This window comes from Paraplanobispora takensis, from assembly GCF_016863195.1.
In the GTDB taxonomy this organism is placed as follows: domain Bacteria; phylum Actinomycetota; class Actinomycetes; order Streptosporangiales; family Streptosporangiaceae; genus Planobispora; species Planobispora takensis.
In genome coordinates this window covers 149360-164451 of record NZ_BOOK01000014.1, presented here as the reverse complement: position 1 = coordinate 164451, position 15092 = coordinate 149360, and the positions used below count along the sequence as shown (strand labels likewise).

Here is a 15092-nt window from a genome sequence, read left to right as displayed (position 1 = left end):
TGGGATAGATCCTTACGCGTCAAACTCGATCGACCCCTCCGAGACGATGCCTTGACGGTCGAGGACCAGCCTCCGGGTGATCCCCGCGGCCTCCAGGAACGGCAGGTCGTGGCTCGCCACGACGAGCGCGCCCCGGTAGGCCTCCAGTGCCTGGGCCAGCTGGCGGACGCTGGCCAGGTCGAGGTTGTTGGTCGGCTCGTCCAGCAGCAGCAGTCCCGGCGGCGGCTCCGCCGACAGCAGCGCCGCCAGCACCGCGCGGAAGCGCTCGCCGCCCGAGAGAGCCCCGGCGGGCAGGTCGGCCCGCCCGCCGCGGAACAGGAAGCGGGCCAGCCGGGCCCGGACCGCGTTGACCGAGGCCGACGGCGCGAACCGGCGGACGTTGTCCACCACGCTGAGTCCGTCGTCCAGCAGGTCCAGCCGCTGCGGCAGGTACCCCACGCCGGGCACGCCCACCTCGACCGATCCCGCCTCCGGATCCAGCTCCCCGGCGATCGTGCGCAGCAGCGTGGTCTTGCCGGAGCCGTTGGGACCGAGCAGCGCGATCCGCTCGGGTCCCCGCACGACCAGTTCCTCCACCGTCGTCCCGCTCACGGTCCGCACGCCGGTGAGGGTCAGCACGGTCTTGCCCGCGGGCACGGCCGTCTCGGGCAGCGCGATGCGGATCGCGGCGTCGTCGCGCACGGCCGCCTCGGCCTCGCCGAGGCGCTCGCGGGCCCCGGCGAGCTTGGCGGCGTGCATGGTGCGGTGCTTGCCCGCCGCCACCTGCGCCTGCCGCTTGCGCTCCTGCATGATGATCTTCGGTTCCCGTTTCTGCTCGTACATCTTGTTGCCGTAGCGGGCCCGGCGGGCCAGCTTCACCTGCGCCTGCTCCCACTCGCGTTTCTGGCGGCGCACGTCGGCCTCGGCGGTCCGGACCACCCGCTCGGCCGCCTCCTGCTCGGCGGCGAGCATCTCCTCGTAGGCCGGCAGGTTGCCGCCGTACATCCGGACCGCGCCGCCGGTCAGGTCGGCGACGGCGTCCACCCGTTCCAGCAGGGCGCGGTCGTGGCTGACCGTCACCAGCACCCCGGTCCACGACTCCACCGCGGCGTACAGCCGGCGGCGGGCGTCGAGGTCGAGGTTGTTGGTCGGCTCGTCCAGCAGCAGCACGTCCGGCCGGCGCAGGAACAGCGCGGCCAGCCCCACCATGACGGCCTCGCCGCCCGACAGCGTCGCCACCGTCCGGTCGAGGCCGACGTGCTCCAGGCCGAGCCGGTCCAGCTCGCCCCGGGCGCGCTCCTCGATGTCCCAGTCGTCGCCGACGACGGCGAAGTTCTCCGCGCAGGCGTCCCCGCGCTCGATCGCCAGCAGCGCGGTCCGCCGCTCGGCGATGCCCAGCAGCTCGGCGACGGTGCGGCCGGTGCCCAGCGGGAGGTTCTGCGGCAGGTAGCCGACCTCGCCGGTGACGGCGACCGATCCCCCCGACGGGGTGAGCTCGCCGGCGATCAGCCGCAGGAGGGTGGACTTGCCCGAGCCGTTGACCCCGATCAGGCCGGTACGGCCGGGCGGGAACGCGGCGTCGAGATTCTCCAGGACGGCCGTGCCGTCGGGCCAGTTGTAGGAGAGGTCGTCGCAGACGATCGAGAATGAAGGGAAAGACATGAGGCGGCTCCCAGAATGTGTCGTGATTTATCAGGACGCGATTTATCGGGACACAGGGACACCGCAGACGCGCACGCCTTCAGAGGAGATCGCGGGGTGAGGAAAGACCGCGAGATGGGTCGTCGCCGGGAAAAGGGCGGGACGGGTCCGCTGAGGTCGGGCGCGCCGGGCCGTCACAACGGCTCGCATGGCGCGGTGTCCGCAACCTCAGATCTCCAACGGACGCTCCCGGGGACGGCAGTACGACACGGCAAGGATACTGACGGGACCGGAGTGACGCCAATGGATTCTCCGGAGGACTCCCGGCCGGGTCAGGGCCGGACGATCGCCCAGACCGCGTGCTCCACCTCGGGACGGGCCCGCCGCAGGTCGAACGTGGCCGGAGCGGCCAGATAGCGCCGGGCGCACTCGTGGACCGGGCTCATCACCACCGCGTCCAGGGCCCAGGCCGGGACCGGGCGCACCTCCCCGCGGGCCGTGCGCGCCCCGAACCACGTGGCCAGCGGCGCCATGACGCGCGCCTTGAAGGCGGCCGTCTCCTCCTCCGGCAGCACCCCGGCGGTCGAGGCCCGGTAGACGAACTCCGCCCTGGTCGGGTGGGCCACGATCCAGTCGAGGAAGCGGCCGGCCAGCTCCGGCACGACGGCCTCGGCCGGGCGCTCGTCGAGCGCGGGGATCATCTCCCCGACCAGTTCGGCGAAGCCGGCGCGGTACAGCTCGGCGACGACGCCCCCGCGGCTGCCGAAGTGGTGGTAGATGCTCCCGTTCGAGGCTCCCGAGACCTCGGCCAACCGGCTGATCGTCATCGCCTCGAGGCCCTTGTCGGCCACGATCGTCAGCGCCGCGTCCAGGATCGCCTCACGCGTGGCGGCCCTTGCCATCACTCCACCCCCGCTTGCTAGAGTAACGCTCTAGAGTGCCACTCCAATCGAGGTGCGTCATGAGCGTCGAATTCACCGGTTCCCTTCCCGCGATGCTGCGGAGCAGGATCCGGGCGACACCGTACACGGAGGCCTTCCGCCACCCCTCCGCAGGCGGGTGGGCCTCGCTCACCTGGTCGGAGGCCGGTGCGCGGATCCGCGCGCTGGCGCTGGGCCTGCGCGCGCTCGGCGCCGAGCCCGGCGTCCGGGTCGCGGTGCTCTGCGGGACCCGGATCGAGTGGATCCTCGCCGACCTGGCGGTGCTGTCCACCGGGGCCGCGACCACCACGATCTACCCCTCCAACACCCCCTCCGAGTGCGCGTTCATCGCCGCCGACTCCGGCAGCGTGCTGGTCATCGCCGAGAACGACGACCAGGTGGCCAAGCTCCGCTCGGTCAAGAACGAGATCCCCGCGGTCAAGCACGTGATCGTCATCGACGGCGAGGCGGACGAGGAGGGCTGGGTGCTCACCCTCGACCAGGTCGCCGCCTCCGGCGCGAAGGCCGACGCGGGCGAGTACGACCGGATGGTGGACGCCGTCACCGAGGACGACCTGGCCACGCTGATCTACACCTCCGGCACCACCGGCCGCCCCAAGGGGGTGGAGCTGACCCACCGCAACTGGCTGCAGACGGCCCGGGCGGCCGTCGAGATCGACCTCCTCACCCCCGACGACCTGCACTTCCTGTGGCTGCCGATGTCCCACTCGTTCGGCAAGCTGCTGGAGGCCGTGATGATCGCGGCGGGCACGCCGACCGCGATCGACGGCCGCCTGGACCGCATCGCGGCCAACCTGGGCGAGCTCCGGCCCACCGTGATGGCCGCCGCGCCCCGGATCTTCGAGAAGATCCACAACACCGTGACCGCGACCGTGCAGAACGAGGGCGGGATCAAGCTCAGGCTGTTCCGCTGGGCGCGCGCCACCGGCCTGGAGGTCAGCCGCGCCCGGCAGGAGGGCCGGCCCCTCTCCGCCGCTCTTCGCGCCCGCCACGCGATCGCCGACCGGCTCGTCTTCGCCAAGCTCCGCGCCAGGTTCGGCGGGCGCGTGCGCTACTTCATCTCCGGCTCGGCGCCCCTGTCGCTGGAGATGGCCGAGTTCTTCGACGCGGCCGGACTGCCCATCCTGGAGGGGTACGGCCTGACCGAGTCCTCGGCCGGCAGCTTCGTCAACCGGCCCGGGAGCGTGAAGTTCGGCACGGTCGGCCCGCCGCTGCCCGGCGTCACCGTGCGGATCGCCGAGGACGGCGAGATCCTGGTCGGCGGGCACGGGATCATGCGCGGTTACCACGGGCTGCCCGAGGAGACCGCCGAGGCGCTCCAGGACGGCTGGCTGCACACCGGTGACATCGGCGAGCTGGACGAGGCCGGGCGGCTGCGCATCACCGACCGCAAGAAAGAGCTGATCAAGACCTCCGGCGGCAAGTACGTCGCGCCCCAGCACCTGGAGGGCCGCATCAAGGCCGCCTGCCCGTTCCTGTCCCACGTCGTGGTCCACGGCGACCGGCGCAACTACTGCACGGCCCTGGTCACGCTGGACCCGGACGTGGTCGCCGCCTGGGCCAAGTCCGAGGGCCTGTCCGAAGACCCGGCCGAGCTGGCCTCGCTGCCCGCGCTGCGCGAGAAGGTGCGGGCGGCGATCGAGGAGGTCAACTCCGGCCTGGCCAGCTACGAGACCGTCAAGGACTTCGCGATCCTGCCCGCCGACTTCACCGTGGAGAGCGGCGAGCTGACGCCCAGCATGAAGGTCCGCCGCCGCGAGGTGGAGGACCGCCACAAGGACGTCCTGGACTCGCTGTACGACAAAGCGGTCAAACCGGCCTGAGGCGTGACCGGAAAATGAACACGGGCTGAATTCTCCCGGATATCGCCCGGTAAGCGCCGCACCCCTTTTCCCGGCCTCTGATAATCCCCACTACAGGGGCATTTTCAGGAAAAGGGGTGAAATGAAACGATCGATCGGCGTCGTCCTGGCGCTCTTGCTCGGCGCCGCGGTCGTGACGGCGGTCGTCCTCGGCAACGGGGGCGGCGGCCCGGCCGTGGTGCGGGGCGTGATCGGATCGGAGAAGAAGCCGTTCTTCGACGACCCCAGGGTCCGCGCGGCGTTCGAGGAGCACGGGCTGCGGGTGGAGGTGGACACCGCCGGCTCCCGGCAGATCGCGGCCGAGGTCGGGCTCGACGACTACGCCTTCGCGTTCCCCTCCAGCCTGCCCGCGGCGGAGAAGATCAAGAAGGACCGGGGGGTCTCCCGGGTCTTCTCCCCCTTCTACTCGCCGATGACCGTGGCGACCTTCCAGCCGATCGTCGAGGTGCTGACCCGGGCCGGGCTCGTGCGCGACTCCGGGCGGGGTTACCAGGTGCTGGACATGGCCGGGTATCTGGAGCTGGTGGCCGAGGGGACCCGGTGGGACCGGCTTCCCGGCAACACCGCCTACCCGGCGCGCAAGCGGGTGCTGCTGACCACCACCGACGTCAGGACCTCCAACTCCGCGGCCATGTATCTGGCGATGACCAGCTACGTGGCCAACGGCGAGGACGTGGTCACCACCGCCGAGCAGGTGCCCGGGGTGGCCGAGAAGGTCGCGCCGGTCTTCCTCGACCAGGGGTACTCGCAGTCCTCGACCGAGGCGCCGTTCGAGGACTATCTGGTGATGGGCTCGGGCAAGACGCCGATGGTCGTCACCTACGAGGCCCAGTACCTGTCGCGCCTGTTCTCCGGCGACGGCTCGATCACGCCCGAGATGCGGCTGCTCTACCCCGCGCCCACCGTGCTCAGCAAGCACACCCTGGTGCCGCTCACCGAGCAGGGCGGCGAGGTCGGCCGGCTGCTGACCGAGGACCCGCAGCTGCGCCGCCTGGCCGCCGAGCACGGCTTCCGCACCGCCGACCCCGAGGCCTTCGCGGACCTGGTCGCCGAGCGCAGGGCCGCCGTCCCCCGCGACCTGGTGGACGTGGTCGAGCCCCCCGTCTACGAGCGCCTGGAACAGCTGATCACCGCAATCGACCGGCTCTACGCCGGCGGTGCCGTACCGCAGGCCGAAGGAGGATCCTGACCGTGGCTCACGACACGGCCGCGAACACGCCCGGGGACACGACGGGCCGCGCGGGCGGGGGCACGACCGGCGGCCTGACGCTCACCCCGCCCGATCTGACGCTCACCCCGCCGGCCCCGGTGACCGCCGTCCCCGCCGAGCGCGCCGCGACCATGCTGCCGCTGCCCGACGGCCGCGCCGACGAGCTGGCCGCCAAGGCCAGGGACTTCGCCGCGGAGCTGGCCGGCATGGACCCCCGGGTGCCGGAGTTCGCCCGCAAGGTGCACGACATCGCCTCGATGGGCGACTCCGAGATCCGCGCCGCCTCCCAGGTGGCCAACCGCATGCTCAAGCGTCCCGTCGCCGCGCTGGCCTCGGCCAAGGGCGAGGCGGCCGACGCCCAGGGCCGGGTGGCCGGGCAGCTGGTGGCGCTGCGCCGTACGGTGGTGGACCTCGACCCGAAGCAGGCGGCGAGCGGGCCGCGCAGGCTGCTCGGGCTGATCCCGTTCGGCGACCGGCTGCGCGACTATTTCGCCGGGTACCACAGCGCGCAGAAGCACATCGACGACATCATCCGGGCGCTGAAGTCCGGCCAGGACGAGCTGCTGAAGGACAACGCCGCGATCGAGGGCGAGAAGGCGAACCTGTGGGAGGCGATGACCCGCCTGCAGGAGTACGCGGTGATGGCCGCCGCGCTGGACGCCGCGATCGAGGATCACCTGCTCCACCTGGAGGCGGCCGACCCGGACAAGGCGACCGCGCTGCGCTCCGACGCGCTGTTCACCGTACGGCACAAGCACCAGGACATCCTCACCCAGCTGGCCGTCTCCGCCCAGGGCTACCTCGCGCTGGACCTGGTCCGCAAGAACAACCTGGAGCTCAGCAAGGGCGTGGACCGGGCGACCACCACGACGATCGCCGCACTGCGCACCGCGGTCACGGTGGCGCAGGCGCTGGCCGACCAGAAGCCGGTGCTCGACCAGATCGGCGCGCTCAACGCCACGACGAGCGACCTGATCCTGGCCACCAGCGAGATGCTGCGCACCCAGGCGGGCGCCGTCCAGAACCAGGCGGCCTCGACCACGGTGGACATGGACTCCCTGCGCCGGGCCTTCGACAACGTCTACGCCACCATGGACATGATCGACTCCTTCCGCGCCCAGGCCGTGGAGAGCATGGCCGTCACCGTCCAGAGCCTCAGCGGCGAGCTGGAACACGTCAGGACCTATCTGGACCGGGCGGCGGAGGAGGGCCGATGAACGCCCTCGCGCCGGGATCCGCCCCCGGACCGGACCGCCGGCCGGCGGGCGCCCGGTCCCCGAGGCCGCCGAGACGGCCGATCCTGAGGCCGGCCCTGGGATCGGCGCTGGCGCTGGCTCTCGTGCTCGGCCTGGCCGCGTGCGGCCCCGACGACATCGGCGACCATCCGGACACGCTGCGGATCCTGGCCGGCAGCGAGGTCAAGGACCTCGAACCGCTGCTGTCCCGCTCCGGGCTCAAGCTGAAGATCTCCTACACCGGCACCCTGGACGGCGCCGAGCAGGTGGCGGGCGGCGGCGCCGACGGCGAGTACGACGCCGTCTGGTTCTCCTCCAACCGCTACCTGTCGCTGATCGACGGGGCCCCCGCCCGGCTGTCCACCGAGACCAAGATCATGGTTTCCCCGGTGCTGCTCGGCCTGAGGACCGCCAAGGCCCGGGAGCTCGGCTGGGCCGGCGGCAAGGCGAGCTGGAAGCAGATCGCCACCGCCGCCCGGGAGGGGAGGTTCACCTTCGGCATGGCGAACCCGGCCTCGTCCAACTCCGGCTTCTCCGCGCTGGTCGGCGTGGCCGCGGCGCTGTCGGACGCCGGGGAGGCCCTGGACGCCGCGCAGGTCTCGGCGGTCACGCCGGAGCTGAAGGAGTTCTTCTCCGCCCAGCGGCTGACCGCGGGGTCGTCGGGCTGGCTGGCCGACGCCTACGCCCGGCGGGGCGGGGTGGACGGCATCGTGAACTACGAGTCGGTGCTGCTGGGAATGAAGGACCTCACGCTCGTCCACCCCGACGACGGCGTGGTCACCGCCGACTATCCGCTGACCCTGCTGGCCTCCGCGCCACCGGAGAAGCGGGAGCTGTACGGCAGGCTGACCGCCTGGCTGCGCACGCCGGACACGCAGCGGGAGATCATGACCACCACCCATCGGCGGCCCGTCGTCCCCGAGGTGAGACCGGGGCCGGAGTTCGGCTCGGCGCCCCTGCTGGAGCTGCCCTTCCCCAACCGCAGGGCCGCCGCCGACCAGCTGATCACCGCCTACCTCGACGAGGCTCGGGTGCCCGCGCACGCCCTGTTCGTGCTGGACACCTCCGGCTCGATGCAGGGCGAGCGCATCGAGGCGCTGCGCGAGGCCCTGGTCATGCTGACCGGCGCCGACCGCTCGGCCTCCGGGACGTTCTCCCGGTTCCGCAGCCGCGAGACCGTGACCATGATCCCGTTCAGCGACGGCGTCGGGGCCTCGCGCACCTTCACGCTGCCCGCGGGCGACCCCGGACCGGTGCTGGAGGAGATCAGGGGATACGCCGAGGGTCTCGGCGCCGACGGCGGGACCGCGATCTACGACGGGCTGCGGGCCGCCTACGCCGAGAGCACGCGGGCCGACCCGGACCACTACACCTCGATCGTGCTCATGACCGACGGCGAGAACACCGACGGCGCCTCACCGGAGGACTTCGAGTCCCTGTATCGGATGCTGCCCGAAGGGCGCCGGCCCCGGACCTTCGTCGTGCTGTTCGGGGAGAGCGACGTGGAGGAGATGAACAGGGTCGCCGAGCTGACCGGGGGCGCCGTCTTCGACGCCCGCGACGGCTCGCTGGCCGCGGCGTTCAAGGAGATCCGTGGCTACCAGTGAGGGCCGCGGCCGTAGCCCGGCCGCCGGGCGGTCCCCGCGATCCCCGCAGTCCGGGCGATCCCGGCCCTCCCGGAGAGGAGGCCGCGCGCATGCTTGACCGGGTGGTCGGGTACCTCGGCTCGACCAGGAACATCGTCGGCTGCGCGCTCGCCCTGGCCGGCCTGCTGGCCCACTTCCTCGGCCTGGCCGGCGCGTTCTGGCCCCTGGTGGTGGCCGGGCTGTACGGCGTGGGCGCGCTGCTGGCCCCGGCGGACCGGACCCGGGCGGCCGTCTCCTACGCCGAGGCCGAGACCGGCCCGCTCCGGGCGGACCTGGAGGCGCTGCTGCGCCGGGTGCGGGGCTCGGGGCGCCTCCCCATCGACGTGGTGGCGCGGGTGGAGGCCCTGGCCGAGGTGATCGCGGAGGTGCTGGACCGGGCGGAGGCGCTGACCACCTCCCCCGACCACCTGCACGTCGTCTCCCGGACGATCCGCGACTATCTGCCCGCGGGCCTGGAGGCCTACGCCAACCTGCCCCCCGCCTACGCGCTCACCCGCCGCGGCGACCGCGATCGCAGCGCCCACGAGGAGCTGCTGGTCCAGCTCGACCTGCTGGACTCCGCCCTGCGCACGGTGGCCGAGGCGGTGCACCGGGGCGACGAGCAGGCCCTGCGCGATCAGAGCCGCTTCCTGCGCGACCGCTTCGGCCCCTCCGGCCTCGACCTGTGAGCGGCCCGCCAGAGGGTGATCCAGGCCACCTCGGCGGCGGCGTCGAGCAGGTAGGTGGGGCGGATCCGCCCGCGCGGCACGTAGAGGAGGTCGATGGCCAGCAGGGTCGCCGACGTGGCGATCCCGATCCGCCGGGCGTGCCGGACCCCCCCGGGCTCGCCCGCGGCGCGCAGCTGTGACCAGCCCACCCCGACCAGCAGCCCGGCCACCGTACGGACCAGCCAGTCGTCCTGCTTCGGGCCGAAGACCTTCTCGAAGCTGGGCAGGTGCACCAGCGGCCAGACTCCCGACAACACGTTGAACACCCCGTGCGCCCGGGCGAGCGCGGCACCGCCCGGGTCCTTCGCAGCGTCGTCTCCCATGGCCCGCCGATGCCCGATCGCCATCCCGGCAAACTCCCCGCCGAGCGGGGTGGCGGCGGGAGCCGGGGGGCGGGCGCCGCCGCCGTCCTGGTTTCTCCCCGGCGGGGCGGGTAGGCCACGCCTTCCGGAAGGAATCCGAAAAGGAGATCGACATGGTCAAGGCCCACCCGCGCCCCGAGGCGATGGAGGAGAACGACGTCGTCGACCTGCTGCTGGCGCAGCACTCCATGATCAGGGACATGTTCGACGAGGTGGAGAAGGCCTCGGCCGCCGAACGGCCGGAGGCCTTCCAGCGGCTGGTCCGGCTGCTGGCGGTGCACGAGACGGCCGAGGAGGAGATCGTCCACCCCTACGCCCGCAAGAAGCTGGACGGCGGGGACGCCGTGGTCGACGACCGCCTGGCCGAGGAGCACGAGGCCAAGCAGCTGCTGATGAAGATGGACCAGGCCGGTCCCGAGGATCCGCAGTTCACGGAGAACCTGCTGCTGCTGCGCGCGGCCGTGGAGGCGCACGCCCGCAGCGAGGAGCGCTACGAGTTCCAGAAGCTGCGCGCCTACGCCTCCGACGCCGAGCGCCGCGCCATGGCGGCCGGGGTCAAGGCGGCCGAGGCGATGGCCCCGACCCACCCCCACCCGGGGACCGAGTCGGCGACCAAGAACCTGCTGATCGGCACGCCGGTCGCGATGATGGACCGGGCCCGCGACGTGATCCGCCAGGCGATGGGCAAGCAGGGCTGAGGCGGCGCCCCTCCAGCAGGGCGGTACCCCGGCAGTGCGCCGGGCACGGCAGGGCCCGCGGCCTCCGGTGAGGTCGCGGGCCCTGCCGTGTCGGCGCCCGGCTGGGGGCCGGGCGTCAGCGGTCGGCGCGCAGGCTCTCGACCGGGTGCGGTCCGTCGGTCTCGTGCCGGTACTCCCGGCCGGACTTGTCACGGTTGTCGACGATCACCTGCTCGCTGGGCGCCTGGGACGCGTCGCCGCCGTGGATCGCCTCCTGCCTCTGCTCGAAGCGCTCGTGCATGTCCTGCACGTAGCCGGTGCCGATCGTGGTGAAGTCGATCTGCGTGGCCAGCAGCTCGCGCAGGTAGGCCTTGTTCGGCTCGAAGGTCACCGGTGCCGGCAGCTGCGGGGCGACGACCTCCTGGGGGTCGCGGCCGTCGTGCCGCTCGAACAGCTCGGCGGCGATGCGCAGGTGCTCCAGCTCCATGTTCAGGTGCAGCTCCCAGATCGCCTTGACCTTCGGGTCGGACTCGGTCTCCATGAAGGAGTGGTACATGTAGCACTCGTTGTACTCGTGGTTGAGCAGCATCTCCCACCAGGTCTCCCCCGGGTCCACCAGTGACTCGTAGTGGGTGACGTGCTCCTCCTCGATCAGCCCGATCTCCTGGTAGAGCCGGCGGGCGATCGGCTCCATGTAGGTCGGGCCGACGTTCATGTAGAAGTTCATGGTCTGCTGCTCGGCGGCCATGATGGTCAGCGCGTGCAGCTTGGAGATCGGGGCGGCCGCGGTCTTGTCGTACGGCTCGCGCAGGTTGTCGATCGGGTTGCGGTGGTGCAGGTAGGTGGGCCGGCCCGGGGTGACCTCGGTCAGGTTGTCGACGATCTTCTCCGCCTTGCGGTGCTCGATCATCTCGTACAGGTTGGCGTAGCGGTACAGGTGGTCGAAGTCCTCCAGCACGCCGAACTGGTAGGCCTGCTTCAGGTAGGGGTCGGGCTCCATCCGGGCCACCCACGCGGTCAGGTCGACCGCGACCTGCTCGTAGGCGATCGTGGTCTCCAGCACCGAGGCCAGACCGGGCAGCAGCCAGTTGACCACCTTCTGCTGCTGGGCCTCGATGTAGCGGACCCGGGCCAGCTGCTGCTTGACCAGCGGGTCCGGGCAGTGCCGGGCGAACTGGTGGCTGAACAGGATCGCCTCGACCTCGATGCCGTTCATGGCGATGATCCGGCACCGGGTGTAGGGGTCGGCGTGGTCGGGGTCGATCGGCGTGACGTTCAGCTCGCGCCAGTTGCGCAGCTGGCGGTCCAGGGGGATACCGCGTTCGCGCAGCGGGTTGAAGGTCATGCGTGCTCTCCTCGTTGATTGACCGGCACGGGCTGCCTGCCGTACCCCGTTCGGGAGAGTCGTACCGCCCGGCGCCCGCCCCGCCGCGGGGCGGGCGCTCCCGGCTGGTCAAGACCGGGAAAAATCATCGTCCCCGGCCGGCCCGCCGGATCAGTCGTCGTCGGCGGCGCCCGGCGCGGGGTCGCTCAGGTCGTGCCCGCGCTCGGTCAGCTCGGCCTCGATCGCGGCGCACACGGTCTCCACCACGGTGACCCGGGCGTAGCGCTTGTCGTCGCCGGGGACCACGTGCCAGGGGGCGTCCGGGTGGTCGGTCCGCTCCAGCATCTCCTCCACCGCGACCTCGTAGTCGGCGCGCTTGTCACGGTTGCGCCAGTCCTCGTCGGTGAGCTTCCAGGCCCGCAGCGGGTCGTCGGCCCGGTCCTGGAAACGGCGCAGCTGCTCCTCCTCCGAGACGTGCATCCAGAACTTGACCATGATCATGCCCTCGGCGACGAGGGTGCGCTCGAACTCCACGATCTCCCCGTAGGCGCGCGACCACTGCTCCTCGGTGGCGAAGCCCTCCACCCGCTCCACCAGCACCCGCCCGTACCAGGAGCGGTCGAGTACGGCCATGCCGCCCCAGCCGGGCAGCACGGGCCAGAAGCGCCACAGGAAATGGTGCCGCTTCTCGTCGTAGGTCGGGGCCGCGAACTGGGCGACCCGCACGTGCCGGGGGTCGAGCGGGCGGACCAGCCGCTTGATCGCCCCTCCCTTGCCGGAGGCGTCCCATCCCTCGAACACCACGCACAGCGGGGGGCCGATGCGCTTGTCGCCGATCTGCCCGCCGAGCATCAGCCGCAGTCGCAGCAGGCGGTGCAGCGCGGTGTCGAGCCGCTCGCCGGCGACCTTCTTCGGGAGCTTGGCGGACAGATCAACCTCAGCCAGTCGTTTCATGCTCCAAGCGTCGCATGTTTCACTTCACGGTGATCCGGAAGACCGCGTCTCCCGAGTAACGTCTGCTCTGCTCGTCGGCGGGGACGCGGTCGGCCGCGCAGCGCCAGCAGTTGGTGAGCGTGACCGTGGTCGTGCCGCGCTGCTTGGCGTTGAAGACGAAATAGCGGGTGCCGCCCGACCCGGCCGCCTCCGACGGGCCCTCGTACTCGTCGCTGATGAAGGAGGCCACCTTCACATCCGGCAGCGGCCCCATCCGCCAGCTGTCGCCGATGGAGGCGTTCTCCCCGACGGCCAGGGCGAAGCGCGCGCCGGGCGTGACCTCCACCTCGGCCGTCCGGCCGACCCCGCCCTCGACGACCTTCCCGTAGTGCGAGACGGCCGAGCCCGCGCCGCACCCCGCCCCGCCCGCCACGACCAGCACCGCCGTCAGCAGGGCGGCCGCCTTCCGGTATCTCACGGGGACCAGGCTACCGAGGCACCCCTTCGGGCACCGTCCCGCTCCTCCTCAGGGGAGGCGGCCGCGGTAGACCTCCCGGGCCCGGTCGTACAGGGCCAGGTGGTCGGCGAGCTGCTCGTCGTTCTCGAACCTGCCCTCCTCGCGGAGCAGTGCCTCCAGCCCGTCCAGCCACTCCAGGCACCAGCGGACGTCCTCGGGGCGGGCCACGTGACGGCCGTCCACGTCCAGGTAGACCGGGCTGGTGTGGGCGTGCACGCCCGTGGGGTGGAGGCTGCGCTCGTGCGGCCCGCCGGAGACGACCGCGACCACGTAGGTCGGCTCGTCCACGGCCAGCTCGACGGTCAGCCAGCCGCCCGCCCCCTCGGCGAACACCCCGTCGGCGGTGCGGATCTCCAGGCGCTCCACCTCGGGCCCGGCCGTCCTGGCGGTGATCGTCACCCGGGTCCCCGCCCGCACCTCCAGCGTGTCGCCGGGGCCGTGCCCGTCCACGGTCAGCTCCAGCCACGGCCCGGTGGTGGCGAAGGTACGGCCCCGCCGTACCGCCTCGGCGAACGAGGCCGCGGTGAGCGTCCCCTGCACCCGGGCGTAGACCCGCTCCCAGCCGGGCGGGCTGGACTGGCTGCCCCGGCGGGCGAAGGAGAGCATGCTGTCGGTCCCCGCGGTGACCGCCAGCCGGTTGCCTGCCCCGATCAGGCGCCGGTAGACCAGGGCGGTGGCCTCCACCGAGGAGTGGTTGAGCACGTCGAGGCTGTCGACGAGGCCCAGCGCCGCGTCGGCGACGATCTCCCGGGAGGAGCAGTTGCGCCGCCACAGCAGCGCCTTGTCCGGGCCGTCGGTCTCGGTGAACGGGACGTGGAAGGGGTGGCTGTAGCCGGTGATCGCCCCCAGGCCGCGCAGCTCCCGGCAGGCCTCGCTGTTGGGCGGCCAGTCGGCCGTGCCCAGGAAGCCGGTGTGGAAGCGGGAGGGCGGCGCGGAGGGCCCGAAGGCGTAGAAGTGGCCGAGCAGGTCGTTGCGGTACTCGACGCCGATCCTGGCCAGATGGGTGGCGTCGGACCAGGGCAGGTCCCGGCCCGCCCAGTGCTCCAGCGCCTCGGCGTCGTAGACCCGCGCGGAGGAGACGTTCCCGGCCACCAGGTTGAGCACGTGCAGGTCCTCGCCGTGCTGCATGGCCGCCGCGAGCGCGGGGGTGCCGACCATGTCCCCGGCCCAGTTGAGGTGGACGTGCATGTCCCCGCCGTACCAGCCCCTGGCCGCCGCGTCGTAGAGCCGCCGGGGGGTGAGCTCGACCAGCGTCTCCCGCCCCGCGACGGGCGTCACCTCGGCCTGCGCGCGGTCGTACTCCATGCCGCGCGCGACGCGTACCGTCAGCGGCTCGGCCGGGACCTCCAGCACCACGTCGTCGCCGTGGAAGTAGGGCAGCACGTGGGCGTCGCGCCGGTGCGGGGCGTCCCGGGGGTACCAGCCCTGGCCGTGCTCGCCGTACACGCTCCACCGGCACGGCAGTCCCGCGCGCAGCCGCAGCCGGGCGGCGGCGGCCGGGCGGGTCAGGGCCGCCAGGTCGACCGGCTCGCCGTCGGCGACGACGCGACTGGCCGAGGTGATCTCGATCAGCCGGGCGCCGCGCGGGCCGATCTCGTGGGCCCGGCCGTCCACCAGCACGGTCGCCGGCTCCCCGCGGGCGGAGTCGATCAGCAGCGCCGTGCGCAGGGTCCGCCCCGGCAGTACGGCCTGCGCCCTGGCCTCCAGCTTGACGCCGTCACCGGTCAGCCGCAGCGCCGCGAGGTTGTCGAGCACCTCCCCGGCCAGGACGTTGCGGATCACCTCGTCCATGTCCAGCGCGGTGAGGTCGTCCTCCAGGGACTTGACGCCGGCGCCGGGGTTGCGCTCGGCGACCATGCCGTAGCACACCCCCCAGAAGTCGCGCGGGCCCATCAGGTAGGCGTCGGTGGCCATCGACTTCACGTAGAAGACGGGGTCCTCGCCCCAGGTGACACCGTGCTCCGCCAGCAGCTTGCGATAGTCGTCCAATGCCCGGGCCATGGCCGGGGACGTACTCGGATCGTCACACATGGGCGTCTCCGCGCGTCAAGCCTTCCA

13 protein-coding genes are annotated in these 15092 nt (G+C 72.3%); 6 read left to right on the top strand and 7 right to left on the bottom strand.

Annotated elements, in window-relative coordinates:
* Nucleotides 1-12 precede the first annotated feature (12 nt).
* Both Pta02_RS11025 and Pta02_RS11020 read right to left on the bottom strand, forming a co-directional pair.
* Entirely contained in the window at nt 13-1641 is a 1629-nt protein-coding gene (locus Pta02_RS11025; RefSeq protein WP_203874633.1) for an ABC-F family ATP-binding cassette domain-containing protein, read from the bottom strand.
* Nucleotides 1642-1952: 311 nt separating this feature from the next.
* Nucleotides 1953-2522: a TetR/AcrR family transcriptional regulator gene (locus Pta02_RS11020; RefSeq protein ID WP_203874632.1), complete on the bottom strand. Its 570-nt coding sequence runs from the start codon at nt 2520-2522 to the stop codon at nt 1953-1955.
* Nucleotides 2523-2581: 59 nt separating this feature from the next.
* On the opposite strand from Pta02_RS11020, the gene Pta02_RS11015 reads away from it, so the two are divergent.
* From Pta02_RS11015 to Pta02_RS10995, 5 genes are all read left to right on the top strand, one after another.
* Nucleotides 2582-4384, top strand: coding sequence for an AMP-dependent synthetase/ligase (locus Pta02_RS11015; RefSeq protein ID WP_239130128.1), 1803 nt, complete (start codon nt 2582-2584; stop codon nt 4382-4384).
* Nucleotides 4385-4505: 121 nt separating this feature from the next.
* Nucleotides 4506-5612, top strand: coding sequence for a hypothetical protein (locus Pta02_RS11010; protein WP_203874631.1), 1107 nt, complete (start codon nt 4506-4508; stop codon nt 5610-5612).
* Nucleotides 5613-5614: 2 nt separating this feature from the next.
* Nucleotides 5615-6850: a toxic anion resistance protein gene (locus Pta02_RS11005; protein ID WP_239130125.1), complete on the top strand. Its 1236-nt coding sequence runs from the start codon at nt 5615-5617 to the stop codon at nt 6848-6850.
* Nucleotides 6847-8475, top strand: coding sequence for a VWA domain-containing protein (locus Pta02_RS11000; protein WP_239130122.1), 1629 nt, complete (start codon nt 6847-6849; stop codon nt 8473-8475). The genes Pta02_RS11005 and Pta02_RS11000 overlap by 4 nt, the downstream gene beginning before the upstream one ends.
* 89 nt (nt 8476-8564) lie before the next feature.
* A complete protein-coding gene (locus Pta02_RS10995) occupies nt 8565-9182 on the top strand; it encodes a hypothetical protein (protein WP_203874630.1) in 618 nt (205 codons plus the stop codon).
* Here the strand turns inward: Pta02_RS10995 and Pta02_RS10990 are convergent.
* Nucleotides 9131-9568 (bottom strand): hypothetical protein, encoded by a 438-nt coding sequence (locus Pta02_RS10990; protein WP_203874629.1) that lies wholly within the window; start codon nt 9566-9568, stop codon nt 9131-9133. The genes Pta02_RS10995 and Pta02_RS10990 overlap by 52 nt on opposite strands.
* A gap of 128 nt (nt 9569-9696) precedes the next feature.
* Between Pta02_RS10990 and Pta02_RS10985 the strand changes: the two genes are divergently transcribed.
* Nucleotides 9697-10281 carry a hemerythrin domain-containing protein gene (locus tag Pta02_RS10985; protein WP_239130120.1) on the top strand — a complete coding sequence of 195 codons (585 nt, stop codon included), beginning with the start codon at nt 9697-9699 and terminating at the stop codon, nt 10279-10281.
* 115 nt (nt 10282-10396) lie between these two features.
* On the opposite strand, the gene Pta02_RS10980 is transcribed toward Pta02_RS10985, so the two are convergent.
* The 4 genes from Pta02_RS10980 to Pta02_RS10965 form a co-directional block, all read right to left on the bottom strand.
* A complete protein-coding gene (locus Pta02_RS10980; RefSeq protein WP_203874628.1) occupies nt 10397-11605 on the bottom strand; it encodes a hypothetical protein in 1209 nt (402 codons plus the stop codon).
* Nucleotides 11606-11755: 150 nt separating this feature from the next.
* Entirely contained in the window at nt 11756-12538 is a 783-nt protein-coding gene (locus Pta02_RS10975; RefSeq protein ID WP_203874627.1) for a polyphosphate kinase 2 family protein, read from the bottom strand.
* A gap of 19 nt (nt 12539-12557) precedes the next feature.
* Complete coding sequence (locus Pta02_RS10970) at nt 12558-12995, bottom strand: protease inhibitor I42 family protein (protein WP_203874626.1); 438 nt, start codon at nt 12993-12995, stop codon at nt 12558-12560.
* Between the two features lie 48 nt (nt 12996-13043).
* Nucleotides 13044-15035 (bottom strand): CehA/McbA family metallohydrolase, encoded by a 1992-nt coding sequence (locus Pta02_RS10965; protein ID WP_239130117.1) that lies wholly within the window; start codon nt 15033-15035, stop codon nt 13044-13046.
* Nucleotides 15036-15092: the final 57 nt, after the last annotated feature.